Source organism: Nocardioides sp. Z21_20 (assembly GCF_059766585.1).
Genome location: NZ_JCBAJX010000010.1, coordinates 111739 through 125798, shown reverse-complemented (window position 1 = coordinate 125798; position 14060 = coordinate 111739). Strand labels below are relative to the sequence as shown.

General features: G+C 72.0%; 14 protein-coding genes and 1 rRNA gene. 12 read left to right on the top strand and 3 right to left on the bottom strand.

The features are described 5' to 3' along the window. Together rrf and AC6EH9_RS15540 are read left to right on the top strand one after the other, a co-directional pair. Nucleotides 1-68: ribosomal RNA gene (gene rrf / locus AC6EH9_RS15545) — 5S ribosomal RNA — on the top strand; the annotation flags it as partial. Nucleotides 69-172: 104 nt separating this feature from the next. Next, nucleotides 173-1087 (top strand): hypothetical protein, encoded by a 915-nt coding sequence (locus AC6EH9_RS15540; RefSeq protein WP_498424366.1) that lies wholly within the window; start codon nucleotides 173-175, stop codon nucleotides 1085-1087. On the opposite strand, the gene AC6EH9_RS15535 is transcribed toward AC6EH9_RS15540, so the two are convergent. Next, complete coding sequence (locus AC6EH9_RS15535) at nucleotides 1084-1692, bottom strand: TetR/AcrR family transcriptional regulator (RefSeq protein ID WP_498424365.1); 609 nt, start codon at nucleotides 1690-1692, stop codon at nucleotides 1084-1086. The two genes, AC6EH9_RS15540 and AC6EH9_RS15535, sit on opposite strands and share 4 nt — an antisense overlap. Nucleotides 1693-1845: 153 nt before the next feature. On the opposite strand from AC6EH9_RS15535, the gene AC6EH9_RS15530 reads away from it, so the two are divergent. Continuing rightward, nucleotides 1846-4083: a hypothetical protein gene (locus AC6EH9_RS15530; RefSeq protein ID WP_498424363.1), complete on the top strand. Its 2238-nt coding sequence runs from the start codon at nucleotides 1846-1848 to the stop codon at nucleotides 4081-4083. 34 nt (nucleotides 4084-4117) lie between these two features. On the opposite strand, the gene AC6EH9_RS15525 is transcribed toward AC6EH9_RS15530, so the two are convergent. Beyond that, nucleotides 4118-4705: a CueP family metal-binding protein gene (locus AC6EH9_RS15525; RefSeq protein WP_498424362.1), complete on the bottom strand. Its 588-nt coding sequence runs from the start codon at nucleotides 4703-4705 to the stop codon at nucleotides 4118-4120. A gap of 92 nt (nucleotides 4706-4797) precedes the next feature. On the opposite strand from AC6EH9_RS15525, the gene AC6EH9_RS15520 reads away from it, so the two are divergent. From AC6EH9_RS15520 to AC6EH9_RS15495, 6 genes are all read left to right on the top strand, one after another. Then, nucleotides 4798-5637: an acyl-CoA thioesterase domain-containing protein gene (locus tag AC6EH9_RS15520; protein WP_498424360.1), complete on the top strand. Its 840-nt coding sequence runs from the start codon at nucleotides 4798-4800 to the stop codon at nucleotides 5635-5637. A 46-nt stretch (nucleotides 5638-5683) separates the two neighbouring features. Beyond that, nucleotides 5684-6805 carry a glycoside hydrolase family 6 protein gene (locus AC6EH9_RS15515; protein ID WP_498424358.1) on the top strand — a complete coding sequence of 374 codons (1122 nt, stop codon included), beginning with the start codon at nucleotides 5684-5686 and terminating at the stop codon, nucleotides 6803-6805. A 73-nt stretch (nucleotides 6806-6878) separates the two neighbouring features. Further along, nucleotides 6879-8276, top strand: a complete 1398-nt coding sequence (locus tag AC6EH9_RS15510; protein WP_498424357.1) for a M15 family metallopeptidase — start codon at nucleotides 6879-6881, stop codon at nucleotides 8274-8276. Continuing rightward, complete coding sequence (locus AC6EH9_RS15505; protein ID WP_498424356.1) at nucleotides 8276-8686, top strand: HIT family protein; 411 nt, start codon at nucleotides 8276-8278, stop codon at nucleotides 8684-8686. The genes AC6EH9_RS15510 and AC6EH9_RS15505 overlap by 1 nt, the downstream gene beginning before the upstream one ends. A 39-nt stretch (nucleotides 8687-8725) precedes the next feature. Then, nucleotides 8726-9484 carry an SDR family NAD(P)-dependent oxidoreductase gene (locus AC6EH9_RS15500; protein ID WP_498424355.1) on the top strand — a complete coding sequence of 253 codons (759 nt, stop codon included), beginning with the start codon at nucleotides 8726-8728 and terminating at the stop codon, nucleotides 9482-9484. A 98-nt stretch (nucleotides 9485-9582) separates the two neighbouring features. Next, on the top strand, nucleotides 9583-10584 hold the full coding sequence (locus AC6EH9_RS15495) for a DUF3048 domain-containing protein (protein WP_498424354.1): 1002 nt from the start codon (nucleotides 9583-9585) through the stop codon (nucleotides 10582-10584). A gap of 3 nt (nucleotides 10585-10587) precedes the next feature. Here the strand turns inward: AC6EH9_RS15495 and AC6EH9_RS15490 are convergent, their stop codons facing one another. After that, on the bottom strand, nucleotides 10588-11280 hold the full coding sequence (locus tag AC6EH9_RS15490) for a TetR/AcrR family transcriptional regulator (RefSeq protein ID WP_498424352.1): 693 nt from the start codon (nucleotides 11278-11280) through the stop codon (nucleotides 10588-10590). Nucleotides 11281-11424: 144 nt separating this feature from the next. On the opposite strand from AC6EH9_RS15490, the gene AC6EH9_RS15485 reads away from it, so the two are divergent. The 3 genes from AC6EH9_RS15485 to AC6EH9_RS15475 are packed head-to-tail and all read left to right on the top strand — an operon-like array spanning nucleotide 11425 to nucleotide 14055. Then, nucleotides 11425-11982 (top strand): YqgE/AlgH family protein, encoded by a 558-nt coding sequence (locus AC6EH9_RS15485; protein WP_498424351.1) that lies wholly within the window; start codon nucleotides 11425-11427, stop codon nucleotides 11980-11982. 16 nt (nucleotides 11983-11998) lie between these two features. Beyond that, nucleotides 11999-12268, top strand: coding sequence for a DUF3039 domain-containing protein (locus AC6EH9_RS15480; protein WP_498424350.1), 270 nt, complete (start codon nucleotides 11999-12001; stop codon nucleotides 12266-12268). Further along, nucleotides 12265-14055, top strand: coding sequence for a DEAD/DEAH box helicase (locus tag AC6EH9_RS15475; protein WP_498424349.1), 1791 nt, complete (start codon nucleotides 12265-12267; stop codon nucleotides 14053-14055). The genes AC6EH9_RS15480 and AC6EH9_RS15475 overlap by 4 nt, the downstream gene beginning before the upstream one ends. Nucleotides 14056-14060: the final 5 nt, after the last annotated feature.

The window sequence follows — 14060 nt, the reverse complement described above, 5'->3', positions numbered from 1 at the left end:
AAGTTAAGCCTCACAGCGCCGATGGTACTGCAATCGAGAGGTTGTGGGAGAGTAGGACGCCGCCGGACAACACTTCAACGTAGAGGCCATCACAGACCCACGGGTCAGTGATGGCCTCTACGTGCATTTACTTCGCTACGCATTCGCCGCGTCTCGCCCTAGAGTCGATGCCATGGCGGAGCAGCCCGCACCACCACCGGATGCCCCACGTGCGCACCCCGGGCGCTGGGCGCTGAACCAGGTCGAGCGGTCCGGCGGCTTCACGACCCGGGTCACCTGGCGTGCTCCCGACGGCACCATGGCCCGCTGGGCGTCGCGATCGGCCCGGCGTCGTGGCCGGATGGAGTTGCTCGACGCTACGGGTAGGAGCGCCGGCTTCGTGGAGGCGGATCCGACGACTGCACGCCTGCTGGATCGGGCCAACCGGGTGGCCGCCACGTCCTTCGCGCTCGGTGGGGCACTCTTCGCGATCGGTGCGCTACTGGCGCAGCTGGGCAGCGGGACCGTGTGGGACGTCGACGCGGTCTATCTCGTCGGGGGAGTGCTCTTCAGTGTGGGCGGCTACGTGTCGCTGCTGCAGGCCTCCAACACGCCCACCGAGATCGACGAGCGCGGCTCGCTTTCCTCGCCCCGATGGCGCTGGTTCACCGTCGAGGCGCGACAGATCGGCTGGCTCAGCGCGGCCGTGCTGTTCGTCGGCACCCTGCTCTTCGGTGCCAGCCTCGTCGCGGCTTTCGCCTCGGGCCTCACTCCACGTCAGAAGGACGGCGGGATCTGGTTGCCCGACATGGTCGGTTGTGTCTGCTTCCTGGTCTCGGGCCACCTCGCCCTCGTGGAGGTGGGACACGGTCGGATCTGGCGGGTCGTCAACGACCTCGGCTGGTGGATCGTCGCGGTGAACCAGCTCGGGTCGATCATCTTCTTCGTGGCCGGGGTCGCCTCGTTCACACTCCCTTCCACCTCCACCGACCTGGATCCGGGGTTGGCGAACTGGGGGACCTTCGTCGGGTCCGCGTGTTTCGCGGTGGCGGGGGTACTCCAGCTGTTCGAGCGACCGACGGTCGCGAGGGCGGCTGAGCGGCGCTAGCTGCTGATCGGGGCCTGGAGGAGCCCGGCGATCGCGTCGCACAGGAACGCGCCGGCCTCGCTCCAGCGGGCGGGCTCGCCGGAGCGCTCCGCGCGCTCCTCGATCTCGGCGCAGGCGGTGGAGACGAGGTGCGCCATGAGCCTGGCCCGTGACTCGATCACCGACCGGTCAAGGTCCGCGAGCCGGTCCGCGGCCGAGGCGACGATGCGTGTCGAGGTCACGTACTGCCCGCCCACGCGGTGGCGCATCAGGTCCGCGGTCGACGGGTCGGTCAGTGCCTGGCGCAGGAACCGCGCGCGCCACGACGGGGTCGGGAGCTCGGCGAACGCGTCGGTGAGCGGGATGACCAGCGCCCGGACGTCCCCGAGCAGGGACTCGGAGCACTCGAACATCTGCGCCTGGTTCGCCTCCACCGACGCGTAGTGCCGCTCGAGGAGCGCCTGGATCAACCCGGGACGCCCGCCGAAGTAGTACCGGACGGCGGAGTGGTTGCTGTTGCCCGCGGCCTCGGCCACCTGACGGTCCGAGACGGTGGCGATGCCGTGCTCGGCGAAGAGCCGCTCGGCGGCATCCAGGAGGGGCTGCCGGGCGTCCGGACGCGGCATGGGGTTCCTCTCGATCGGTGCGTCGTCTCATCCCGAGGATGTCATTTCGGCGTTTTAAGCCACGTGGCTTAGTATTGCACATTCCGCCCGACCGAGCTCTGCCGATACACCTGCCGCGACCCCTGCACGGGGCGCCGCACGAGGAGACCGACCTTGCCCACGAACACCGACGCCACCCCGGACCAGTCAGGTCCGGCCGACGCGAAGTATCCGCCACCGCCGCCGGAGAGCTCCGCCGAGCGCAAGGGTCGGCTGATCGCGCTCTTCGTGATGCCGTTCCTGATCATCACGATGATGTACGCGACCTACATGGGGACCATGCACGACCCGCACCCGCGCGACCTGCCGGTCGCCGTCGTGGGTCAGGGCGCCGCCGCCGAGCGGTTCGCCGACAAGCTCGAGTCAGGCTCCGACGGCGGACTCGAGGTGCGCCTGCTCGACGACGCGTCCGACGCCGAGGAGCTCATCGGTGAGCAGGAGATCGCGGGAGCGATCACCGTCCCGGCCGAGCGTGGCGCCAAGGCCAAGGTCCTGCGGGCGATGGCCGGCGGCGCGTCGCAGGCCACGCTCGTCGACCAGACGCTGACCTCGGCCGCCGTCGCCGAGTCCTGGGGTGTCGACACCGTCGACATCGAGCCGCTGCCCGAGGGCGACGGATCCGGGACCATGGTGCTGTTCGCCGCGATGGGCATGATGCTCGCCGGCTACGTGCCGCTCAGCGGCCTGCTGATGGGCACCCCGAACCTGCTCCGGGTCCGCCGCTTCCTGCCGCTCTCGATCGGCTGGGGTGTGCTGACCAGCTCGCTGATCTGGTTGATCCTGGACCCGATCGTCGGCGCCGTCGACGGGCACTTCCCGCTGTTCCTGGGGGTCGGCACGCTGGCCACGGTCGCGGTCGCGAACGTCCAGCTGCTGTTCACCAAGGTGCTCGGCCCGTTCGCGGTGCTGCTGGGCATGCTGCTCCTGGTCGTCTTCGGCGTCCCGTCCTCCAACCTCGCGCTCTCGGTGCACACGATGCCGGAGTTCATCCAGTGGCTGAACGGCGTCCTGCCGCTCCCGGCCGCCGGTGAGGCGCTGCGCTCGGCGATCTACTTCGACGGTGCCGGCTTCGGCGGGCACCTGCTGACCCTGGTCCTCTGGCTCGTCGTCGGTGTGGGCCTGTCGGTGCTCAAGGAGCGTCGCTCCGGCCACCTGGTGGTCGGCGGGCCGCTCTACACCGAGCCCGACGCGCCGCTCCCGGCGCTGTCCGGTGGTCCGGTGCGGCGCTACCGCACCCGCCTGATCGCGGTCGCGCTCTTCCCGCTCAGCATCGTGGTCACCGTGGTGACGGTGATGAGCCTGTCGATGCACCAGCCCGAGGTCCACGACATGCCGGTCGCCGTGGTGGGTCAGCCCGCCCAGGCCGACCAGGTCGTGGCCGGTCTCGAGCCGGACCTCGGCGCGTACCTGGACCTGCGGGTGGTGGAGTCCGCCGCGGAGGCCGAGGAGCTGATCGGCAGCCAGGAGCTGGTGGCGGCGTACGTGCTGCCCACCGCCGCCGACGCACCCGCCACGCTGATCACGGCCGGCGGCGCCGGTGCCAGCCAGCAGTCGGCTGTCACCCAGATGTTCTCCTCGGTCGCGGCCGGCAGCGGAGTCGAGCTGGCCAGCGACGACATCGCCCCGCTCACCGACGACGACGCCGGTGGCGCCAACAGCATGTACGTCGGGATGGGCTGGATCATGGCCGGCTTCCTCTTCTTCGCGGTGATGCGCGGCGGAGCGCCCGACCTGACCCGCACCCGTCAGCTGCTCCCGCTGGTCGCGGGCTGGTCGGTGGGCATCTCGGTGTGGCTGTGGTTCCTCTACGACGTGCTGATCGGCGCGGTCAACGGCTATGCGCTCGAGATGATCGCCTTCGGGTCGATCACCGTCTTCTCGGTCGCCTGGGCCAGCGCCGTGCTGATCCGGGTCCTCGGGCTCGGCGCCCTGGTGCCGGTGATGATCGTGGTCATGCTGGCCGGTGTGCCCGCCTCCGGCGGCGGCCTGTCGCTCTACATGGTCCCGGAGATGTTCCGTCCCCTCGCCGACGTCCTGCCGCTGCCCGCGGCCGTGGACATCGCCCGCTCGCTGGTCTACTTCGACGGCGTCGGCGTCGAGGGCAACCTGCTGGTGATCGGGATCTGGGGCGCGGTCGCCCTGCTGCTCAACTTCGCGGTGGTCGACCCGTGGCTGAACCGTGCGAAGGCCCTGGCGCCGGCTCCGATGGGCCCGCGCTACCGCCCCGAGCGCCCGAAGAAGTCCTCGGAGAGCGACGACCTGGAGCTCGAGCTGGAGCGAGAGCTGGAGATGGAGCTCGAGCGCGAGCTGGATCGCGCGGACACCGAGCGCGAGATCGGGCGCCGCAGCTGACGCCCTCGCCTGGGCGCCCGGTCTCCCCGGGCGCTCAGGCGAGCTGCAGCGTGGTCAGGCAGGTGGGGTCGTCCGGCCCGGTGGCCACGTCGGCCTCGCCGCTGCGCCCGTCGTAGCTGACCCGCAGCGTCGCCTCGATGTCGCGAGGCAGCCAGAAGCCGGTGAACCCGTTGGCGAACGTGGTCCGCGTCTCGGCCACCAGCACCTTCCCGTCCGCATCGACGATCTCGACCTCGATCTCGGACTCCGACAGCTCGCCCTGGCAGGTCGTCAGCGAGTGGTTGAAGCACTCGTGGGTCTCGTCGACGTACGGCGCCACCGACAGGTAGAAGCGGTCGTCGGCGACCGCCAGGGACACCTCGTCGTCACCCGAGGTGAGCACCAGCTCGTCGGGACGCACCGAGGCCATCAGGTCGGTGGGCCGGTCGTCGCCGCCGAGCCGGTCGAGGTGGTCGATCACCTCGGCGGTGTCCATCCCCGCCAGGTCGTGCTCGGCCAGCACCTGCTCGGCGCGGTCCGGTGCCGCGGACGTCGGCTCGTCGCTCTCGCCGGCGCAGCCGGTGAGCGTCAGGCTCAGGCCGAGCGCCAGCGCAGCCAGCATGGGGGCCCCCGTGATCGTCATAACGCCACGATCTCCCGGGTCCGCGCGCCCCGCCCGCGGCACAAGGTCCCCTCTGCGCGGACCGTTGTGCCCGGATCGGGCAGGATGCGCCCATGGATCTCACCTACTTCCGCCTCGACGGCGACGCCCTGGTGCCCACCGAGGTCGCGCTCAGCGGCTGGGGCGCCGACCACGTCCACGGCGTAGCCGTCAGCGGAGCCCTCGCCCGGGCGGCCGAGCGGTGCCTGGGCCAGACCGGCAGGGCCGACCTCCAGCCGGCGCGCTACACCGCCGACCTGTTCCGCGCCGTCACCACCGCGCCGTGCCTGGTCACCGCCGAGGTGGTCCGCGAGGGGCCGCGACTGTGCCTGATCGACGCCGTCCTCACCCAGGGCGGGCGTCCGGCCGCGCGGGCCAGCGCGCTGTTCCTCAAGCCCACCGAGAGCGCCGCGGGCGAGGTCTGGAGCCCGGCCGAGCGGCCGCTGGCCCCGCCCGCCGACGTGGTGCCGCCCTCCGAGGAGCCCCGGGTCCCGTTCCTGCACAGTGACGCCGGCTGGTCGCAGGACTTCCGCACCCACCAGAACGCCTCGCACAAGCAGTCGTGGACCACCGCGCTCGCGGTGGTGGACTCCGAGCCGGTCACGCCGTTCCAGGCCGTCGCGGCTTGCGCGGACGGGATCAACCTGGTCAGCAACTGGGGGACCAGGGGAGTGGAGTACATCAACACCGACATCACGCTGACGCTGGTGCGCGAGCCGGTCGGCGTGGAGATCGGGCTCTCGGCGCTGGACCGCGTGGAGCGTGCCGGGATCGCGGTCGGCGCCGCTGCCGTCTTCGACCGCAGCGGTCCGCTGGGCACCGTGGTGGCCACCTCGCTGGCCAACGCCCGGCGCACGGTCGACCTGGCGTCCAAGGTGGACGAGGACGAGGCCCGGCGCGCGTCCAGCGTCTGAGTCGGAAGGCTGCGCGGGCGCAGCGCCGTCGCCTACCGTCGAGAGCATGCCCCTGTCTCGCCGCCGTACGACGTCGCGCCCGCGCGCCGCGCTGCTCACCCTGGTCGCCGGGCTCGTCCTGGCGTGCGCCATGACCGGCGCGCCGGCGTCCTCGTCCGCACCCCGCGGCGAGGCTCCGGCCGCGACGCGTGCGCAGGCCGTTGACAACCCGCTGGCCGGTCGCCCGTGGGGCGTCTACAAGGGCAACGCGGACCAGGCGTGGCGGCCCTACGTGAAGGCGACCGGGAAGCGCAAGCAGTTGCTCGCCAAGATCGCACTGCGCCCCAAGGCCAAGTGGTTCGGCGCCTGGATCCCCGATGCCCAGATCGGCGCGAAGGTGCGCGACTACATCGCCAACTCCACCGGGGGAGACCCCGAGGTGATGGTCCAGATGACCATCTTCCGGATGGTGCCGTGGGAGCACGCCGCCTGCAAGCGGCTCCCGAGCGCTGCCCAGCAGAAAAGCTACCGGCGTTGGATCAACCGCTTCGCGGCCGCCGTCGGCGAGACCCACGCGGCGATCATCCTGCAGCCGGACGGCCCGTTCGCGCTGTGCGCCCCGCGCGGCTCCCGGCTGCCCTCGCGGCTGATCGGCTACGCGGCCAGGAAGCTGGCGGCGCTGCCGCACACCAGCGTCTACATCGACGCCGGCGCCTCCGACTGGCCCAAGGACGACCCGGCCGAGGCCGCCCGGATCCTGATGCCCGCCGGCATCCAGCACGTGCGTGGCTTCGCGCTGAACTCCACCCACTACGTCTCCACCGCCAGCGACATCGCCTTCGGCACCCGGCTGGTCGCCGAACTGGCCAGGCGTGGGGTCCCGGGCAAGCACTTCGTGATCAACACCGCCCAGAACGGGCGGCCCTTCCTGTTCGGCGATGCGGTCGGCTCGCACCCCGACAACGCCGACACCTGCCGGACCAGGACGCAGACCCACTGCGTGACGCTCGGCATCCCGCCGACCACCGACGTGGCCAACCCGCGGTGGGGGCTGAGCGCCACCGAGCGCGCACAGGCGCTGACGCACGTCGACGGCTACCTGTGGTTCGGCCGGCCGTGGCTGCACATGCAGGCGGACCCGTTCGTGATGAGGCGGGCACTGGCGATCGCCCGCACCACCCCGTACTGAGCCGCCCGCGCTGGCAGCCGGTGGTCTGGACCGGCACAATGACCCGGCACCTGCCCCTGCTCTCGGGAGAACCATGTCATCGCGCCCCCGGCTCCGCCCTGCTCTGTGGAGCCTGCTGCTGCTCGCCCTGCTGCCCCTGACCCCCCTGACCGCCCACGCGGCGATGCCCGAGGCGACCACGGCGTCGCTGAGCGGGACCGCCGCCGCGGCCGGCGCTGCGAGCACGCTGAGCCTGCGCCTGACCGGCACCGACGGGCGGCCGATCGGCCGGGCTCCGCTGAGCGTGGAGCGGCGGGTGGGCGGCGTCTGGGAACCGGTGGCCAGCGACGCGGTCACCGACGCCGAGGGGCGCGCCACGGCCCACGCGACGATGTCGCGCGTCGTCGCGGACAACGTCTTCCGGGTCCGCTACGCCGGGGACGCGACGTACGCGCCCTCGACGTCCGCACCGGTCCAGGTCGCGCTCGTGAAGCGGGGGAGCACCCTGACCCTGTCCGGCCCGGGCCGGGTCGTCGACGAGCGCTCGGCCGTCCTGCGGCTGCGCTGGGTCAGCGGCAACGGCGAGCCGGTCAGCGGCCCGGTGCGGGTCCAGACCCGGGCGGGCGGGACGTGGCGCGCGCACACGCAGGTGCGCACCGACGCCCAGGGCCAGGCCACCGTCTCGCTCACCCCGCGCAGCGACAGCCGGTGGCGCGCCGTCGCCGACGGGCTGGACTGGGTCAGCGGCGACACCAGCGGGGTCCTCGCCATCGACAACGTGGCCCCCGGCGTCCCGGTCACCCTGCCGGCCAAGGCACCCAAGCCGCGCCGCACGCTGCCCAAGCAGCCGCACGCCGTCGGCGTCGGCGCCAACCCCACGGTGAGCACCATCTCCACCAAGGTGTGGAGGCAGATGCGCGGGGTCTCCTGGCGCCGCGGCTGCCCGGTCGGGCGCGCCGGGCTGCGCCACCTGCGGGTGAACTACTGGGACTACGAGGGCTACCGGCGTCGCGGCGAGATGATCGTGGCCGCCTCGGCCGCCGAGCGCGTCGCCCGGGCGCTGCGCGCGATGTACGACGCCAAGCTGCCGATCCGCTCGATGTACCGCGTGGACCGCTTCGGCTACTCGCGCAAGCTGCGCGGCGGCAACGACTACGCCTCGATGGCGGCCGGCAACAGCTCGGCGTTCAACTGCCGCGACGTCGTCAACAAGCCCGGGGTCCGCTCGCCGCACTCCTACGGACGCTCGGTGGACATCAACCCGTGGGAGAACCCCTACCGCTCGCGCACCGGCCTGGTGCCCAACACCTGGTGGCACAGCCGCAGCCACGCCCGGGTGGCCTGGCGCTCGCGCAGCCACCAGGTGGTCCGGCTGCTGGACCGGCACGGGCTGCGCTGGACCTACGGCACCGGCGACAGCCACCACTTCGACGCGATCACCGCCAGCGGCCGGGTCCTGCGGGCGCCGCGGTGCGCCGGGGTGTGCCACTGATGAGCTGCGTGTTCTGCGCCGTCGCGGCGGGGGAGAGCCCGGCCGAGAAGGTGCTGGAGACCGACGAGCTGGTGGCCTTCCTGGACCAGCGCCCGGTCTTCAAGGGCCACACGCTGCTGGTGCCGCGCGCCCACGTCGAGACGCTGCCCGAGCTGCCCGCGCCGCTGCGCGACCCGTTCCTGGCCGCCGGGCAGCGACTGGCCACCGCGATGGTCGAGGGGCTGGGCGCGCAGGGCTCGTTCATGGCGGTCAACAACACCGTGAGCCAGTCCGTGCCGCACCTGCACCTGCACGTCGTGCCGCGCACCAAGGGCGACGGGCTGCGCGGGTTCTTCTGGCCTCGCCACGGCTACGCCTCGCCCGAGGAACGGGGGGAGTACGCCGCACGACTGCGGGCGGCTCTAGAGTGACGATCGGTCCACCCCACCAGCGTCGAGGAGTGTAGTCACATGGGTCGTTTTGACGGTCGCGTCGCAGTCATCACCGGAGCCGCGCGCGGCATCGGCTTCGGCACCGCCCAGCGTTTCGCGGACGAGGGCGCCTCGGTCGCCATCATCGACCTCGACGAGGCAGCCGCCGCCGAGGCCGCCGGCCGCCTCGGCGCCACCAAGGCGATCGGGATCGGCTGCGACGTCGCCGACGCCGCCTCGGTCGACGCCGCGATCGCCCGCGTGGTCGAGGAGCTCGGCGGCATCCACATCCTCGTCAACAACGCCGGCGTCACCCGCGACAACCTGCTGTTCAAGATGTCCGAGGACGACTGGGACATCGTGATGAACGTCCACCTCAAGGGTGCGTTCCTGATGACCAAGGCCGCCCAGAAGCACTTCGTGGCGCAGAAGTACGGCAAGATCCTCAACCTCTCCAGCGTCTCCGCGCTGGGCAACCGCGGCCAGGCCAACTACTCCGCCGCCAAGATGGGCGTCCAGGGCTTCACCCGCACGCTCGGCATCGAGCTCGGCCCCTTCGGGATCAACGCCAACGCCATCGCCCCCGGCTTCATCGCCACCGAGATGACCGACGCCACCGCCGCCCGGCTGAAGATGGACGTGGAGGAGTTCCGCAAGCTCAACGCGGAGGCCAACCCCGTCAAGCGGGTCGGGTTCCCCGAGGACATCGCGGCCGCCGCCGCGTTCCTGTGCAGCGACGAGGCCTCCTACATCACCGGCCAGACGCTCTACGTGGACGGCGGCGCCAAGCTCGGCTGAGCGCGCCCGTCACCGCGGGCGCGCCTCCCTCCACGTCGGGTGGCGCGCCCGCACACTTGCTCAGAACCCTTCCCCGCTCGATCCTGCAGGAGCTTCCCGTGCACCGTGTCCGTCTCTCCGTCGTCGCTTTGGTCGCCGCCACCACGATGCTCGCCGGCTGCGGCGGCGGTGACGACTCGTCCGGCCCGCCGAAGGGCCAGGACGTCTCGGAGGGGGCCAGCCTCAACGCGGTCTGGCCGCTGACCGGGCTCGACGCGAAGGGCGACAAGGGGGCCACGCGCGACCACCCGGTGATGGTCGTCAAGATCGACAACACCTCCTCGGGCAGCCCGCAGCTCGGCCTCGGCTCCGCGGACCTCGTGGTCGAGCAGCTGGTCGAGGGCGGGAGCACCCGGCTGGCCGCGTTCTTCTACTCCAAGCTCCCCGACAAGGTGGGCCCGGTCCGCTCGATGCGCGCCAGCGACATCGGGATCGTCTCCCCGGTCGACGGCTCGGTGGTCACCAGCGGTGCCGCCGGCGTCACGATCGCCCGGGTCAAGAAGGCCGGCATCCCCTTCTTCGAGGAGGGCGCGCGCGGGATCAGCCGCGACTCGGCCCGCTCCGCGCCGTACAACGTCTTCGCGGACCTGGGCTCGGTGGCCAAGGCCATCGACGCCGACGAGGCGCGTCCCGACGACTACCTGGCCTGGGGCGAGGAGGCGGACTTCCCCAAGGGGCAGCCCGCCACGACCGTGTCGGCCTCCTTCTCCGGTGGGCACACCACGAACTGGTCGTTCGCCAAGGGCGGCTACACCAACGAGAGCTCGCTGGCCGCCGACGGCGACGACTTCGCGGCCGACAACGTGCTGGTGCTCCGGGTCAAGGTCGGCGACGCCGGCTACAAGGACATGGCCGGCAACCCGGTCCCCGAGACGATCTTCTCGGGCAAGGGCGAGGCCCTGCTGTTCCACGGCGGGCGTGCCGTGCGCGGCACCTGGAGCAAGTCCGGCCTCGACGGCGCGCTCAAGCTGCGCACCAAGGCCGGCGAGCTCACCGTGCCGGCCGGGCACACCTGGATCGAGCTGGTGCCGGCCACCGGGGGCGACGTCACCTTCAAGTGAGGCTCAGGCCTCCGGGGCGGTGCGGGGCAGCTCCACCCCGGAGTCGACCAGCGCGCGCAGTCCCGCCAGGATGAAGCCGATGGCGGTCTCCACGCGCGCGCTGGCCGCGTGCGGGTCCTCGCTGGTGGAGACCGACTCGCCGGCCGAGGACATCGCCCCGAAGAAGATCCTGGCGAAGGTCTGCAGCATCTCCTCGTCGAGGTCCCAGGTGCCCGCGCTGAGCACGGCGCGGACGATGTCGACGACGTTGGCGAAGGTGGAGCGCTCCTCCTGCTCGCGGAAGCGCTCGTAGCCGAGGACCGAGGGGCCCTCCTGGATCACGATCCTGCGGTAGGTGGGCTGACGCACCACGGCGAGGAACGCGCGCAGGCCGGCCAGCGACTTCTCCCACGGGTCGCTCTCGCCGCGCAGGGCCCGCTGGATCGTCTTCGACGACTCCGTCTCGACCTTCTCGAAGACGGCCTCGAAGAGCGCCTGCTTGCCGCTGAAGTGGTGGTAGAGCGCGCCCTTGGTGACCTGCGCGCCGGACACGATCGCGTCCAGCGACGTGCCGGCGTAGCCCTGCTCGGTGAAGAGCTCCTCTGCCACCTCGACCAGCGCCCGCTTGGTCGAGGCGGAGTACTGGGCGCGCCGGCTGGCACCCGGGACCGCGGTGCCCTTGGTACGCAGCAGCTTCGGTGCCGAGGGCTTGCTCATCCGCGCAGTCTAGGGCGGGCCCGGGCCCGGCGCCTCAGGTCGGGCGGGGCGCATCTTCGCCGGGGGCGTCGCTATTCTTCGCGGTCGCGTCATGATTCTTCGCGGTCGCGTCATGATTCTTCGCGGTCGCGTCATGATGGAGGCATGGACGAGTTGCGTGCGGGCACGCTGCTGGTGGCGACCCCGGCCCTGATCGACCCCAACTTCGCCGACACCGTCGTGCTGCTGCTCGACGTGGGCCCCGACGGCGCCCTCGGCGTCGTCCTCAACCGGCCCACGCCGGTCCTGGTCGCCGACGTGCTCGAGGGGTGGAGCGACGTGGTCATCGAGCCGGAGGTGCTCTTCCGCGGGGGCCCGGTCGGCACCGACGGGGCGCTGGCGGTGGGGCGGCTGCGCGACGCCGAGCACGCTCCGGTGGGCTTCCGTGAGGTCTTCGACACGCTCGGGATGATCGACCTGGACGCCCCCGTGGAGCTGATCGACGGGAGCCTCTCGGACCTGCGGATCTTCGCGGGGTACGCCGGGTGGGGGATGGACCAGCTGCGCGCGGAGGTGGAGGAGGGCAGCTGGTACGTCGTCCCGGGTGATCCCGACGACGCGTTCCGCACCGACACCGGCGACCTGTGGCGCGACGTGCTGCGCCGTCAGCCCGGCGAGCTGGCCTGGCACTCCACACGGCCGGTGGATCCCGAGCTGAACTGACCTAGACTGCTCTGTCGTGAGCACCTTCGGATTCTCTTCAGGCGACACCGACGTCCTCGAGGACCGGCGCACGGTCCCGACCGACGCGGGTGACCACGAGCGCTTCTCCCACTACGTGCCCAAGGACAAGCTGACCGAGGCGATGGTGATGGGCTCGCCGGTGATCGCGCTGTGCGGGAAGGTGTGGGTCCCCAGCCGGGCTCCCGAGAAGTACCCGGTGTGCCCGGAGTGCAAGGAGATCTGGGAGTCCATGCAGGACGGCGACGGCTCGGGCCCGGACGCGTGACGGGGCGGCCTGACGCCGTCCCTGCCCCGGCTCTCTCCCCGGCCTACCCCGAGCGTGCGGCGTGGGGGACCGCGCCCTCGCTGCGCGCCTGGCAGTCGGCGGCGATGGCGAAGTACTTCGAGGAGTCGCCGCGCGACTTCCTCACCGTGGCGACCCCGGGGGCAGGCAAGACCACCTTCGCGCTCACCGTGGCCGCGGAGCTGCTGAGCCGACGGGTCATCGACCGGATCACGATCGTCGCTCCCACCGAGCACCTCAAGACCCAGTGGGCCCAGGCGGCCGCCCGGGCCGGGATCCCGATCGACCCGACGTACGCCGCCGGCAAGGGCCGGACCTCCAAGGACTACGTGGGCATCGCGGTGACCTACGCCGGGGTGGCGGTCAACCCGCTGGCCATGCGCATCCGCACCGAGAACTACAAGACGCTGGTCATCCTCGACGAGGTGCACCACGCCGGTGACGCGCTCTCCTGGGGCGAGGGGGTGCGCGAGGCGTTCGAGCCGGCGGCGCGCCGTCTCGCGCTGACCGGCACGCCGTTCCGCTCCGACATCAACCCGATCCCGTTCGTCACCTACGAGCCCGGTCCCGACGGGGTGCCCCGGTCCCGGGCTGACTTCACCTACGGCTACGCCCACGCGCTGGCCGACCACGTGGTGCGCCCGGTGCTGTTCATGGCCTACTCCGGCGAGATGCAGTGGCGCACCAGCGCCGGCGACGAGGTGGCCGCCCGGCTCGGCGAGCCGATGACCAAGGACCTGGTGCAGCAGGCGCTGCGCACCGCGCTGGACCCGCAGGGCTCGTGGATGCCGTCGGTGCTCGAGGCCGCCGACAAGCGGCTCTCGGAGGTACGGCGCCACGTGCCCGATGCCGGTGGGCTGGTCATCGCCTCCGACCAGGACTCCGCCCGCGCCTACGCCAAGCTGCTGCGCCAGATCACCGGCCAGGCACCGACGGTGGTGCTCTCGGACGAGAAGACGGGGTCGAAGAAGATCGCCGCGTTCACCGAGAGCGACGACCGGTGGATGGTCGCGGTCCGGATGGTCTCCGAGGGCGTCGACGTGCCGCGCCTCGCGGTGGGCGTGTACGCGACGACGATCTCGACGCCGCTGTTCTTCGCCCAGGCGGTCGGCCGCTTCGTCCGCGCCCGGCGGCGCGGGGAGACGGCCTCGGTGTTCCTGCCCTCCGTCCCGTCGCTGCTCGGGCACGCCTCGGAGATGGAGGTCGAGCGCGACCACGTCCTACAGCGCAAGGTCAGCGAGGACGGCGACATCTTCGCCGCCGAGGACGACCTGCTCGCGCAGGCCAACGCCAGCGAGTCGGCCTCCTCCGAGCTGGAGTTCGCCTACGAGGCGATCGGCTCCCAGGCCACGTTCGACCGGGTCCTCTACGACGGCGGCGAGTTCGGCCACGCCGGGGAGGTGCACGTCGGCTCCGACGAGGAGATGGACTTCCTGGGCATCCCCGGGTTGCTCGAGCCCGACCAGGTCCGCGAGCTGCTGCAGACCCGACAGAGCGACCGGGCCCGCAAGCAGAAGGAGAGCGCGCCCGCGCCGTCCGCGGCCGACACGGTGAGCGAGGTGTCGACCCACGAGCAGCTGGCGGTGCTGCGCCGCGAGCTCAACGGCCTGGTCGCCGCCTGGTACCACCGCACCAGCCAGCCGCACGGCGTTACCCACGCCGCGCTGCGCAAGGAGTGCGGGGGACCGGCGGCCGCGATCGCCACCGCGGAGCAGCTGCACGCGCGCATCGACCGGATCCGGGAGTGGGCGCTGCGCAAGAGCTCCTGAGCCCG

What these genes read in the sequence shown, in the direction of transcription:
- AC6EH9_RS15540 (WP_498424366.1), top strand. Translation starts at nt 173, where the DNA reads ATGGCGGAGCAGCCCGCACCACCACCGGATGCCCCACGTGCGCACCCC.
- AC6EH9_RS15535 (WP_498424365.1), bottom strand. Translation starts at nt 1,692, where the DNA reads ATGCCGCGTCCGGACGCCCGGCAGCCCCTCCTGGATGCCGCCGAGCGG.
- AC6EH9_RS15525 (WP_498424362.1), bottom strand. Translation starts at nt 4,705, where the DNA reads ATGACGATCACGGGGGCCCCCATGCTGGCTGCGCTGGCGCTCGGCCTG.
- AC6EH9_RS15520 (WP_498424360.1), top strand. Translation starts at nt 4,798, where the DNA reads ATGGATCTCACCTACTTCCGCCTCGACGGCGACGCCCTGGTGCCCACC.
- AC6EH9_RS15515 (WP_498424358.1), top strand. Translation starts at nt 5,684, where the DNA reads ATGCCCCTGTCTCGCCGCCGTACGACGTCGCGCCCGCGCGCCGCGCTG.
- AC6EH9_RS15510 (WP_498424357.1), top strand. Translation starts at nt 6,879, where the DNA reads ATGTCATCGCGCCCCCGGCTCCGCCCTGCTCTGTGGAGCCTGCTGCTG.
- AC6EH9_RS15505 (WP_498424356.1), top strand. Translation starts at nt 8,276, where the DNA reads ATGAGCTGCGTGTTCTGCGCCGTCGCGGCGGGGGAGAGCCCGGCCGAG.
- AC6EH9_RS15500 (WP_498424355.1), top strand. Translation starts at nt 8,726, where the DNA reads ATGGGTCGTTTTGACGGTCGCGTCGCAGTCATCACCGGAGCCGCGCGC.
- AC6EH9_RS15490 (WP_498424352.1), bottom strand. Translation starts at nt 11,280, where the DNA reads ATGAGCAAGCCCTCGGCACCGAAGCTGCTGCGTACCAAGGGCACCGCG.
- AC6EH9_RS15485 (WP_498424351.1), top strand. Translation starts at nt 11,425, where the DNA reads ATGGACGAGTTGCGTGCGGGCACGCTGCTGGTGGCGACCCCGGCCCTG.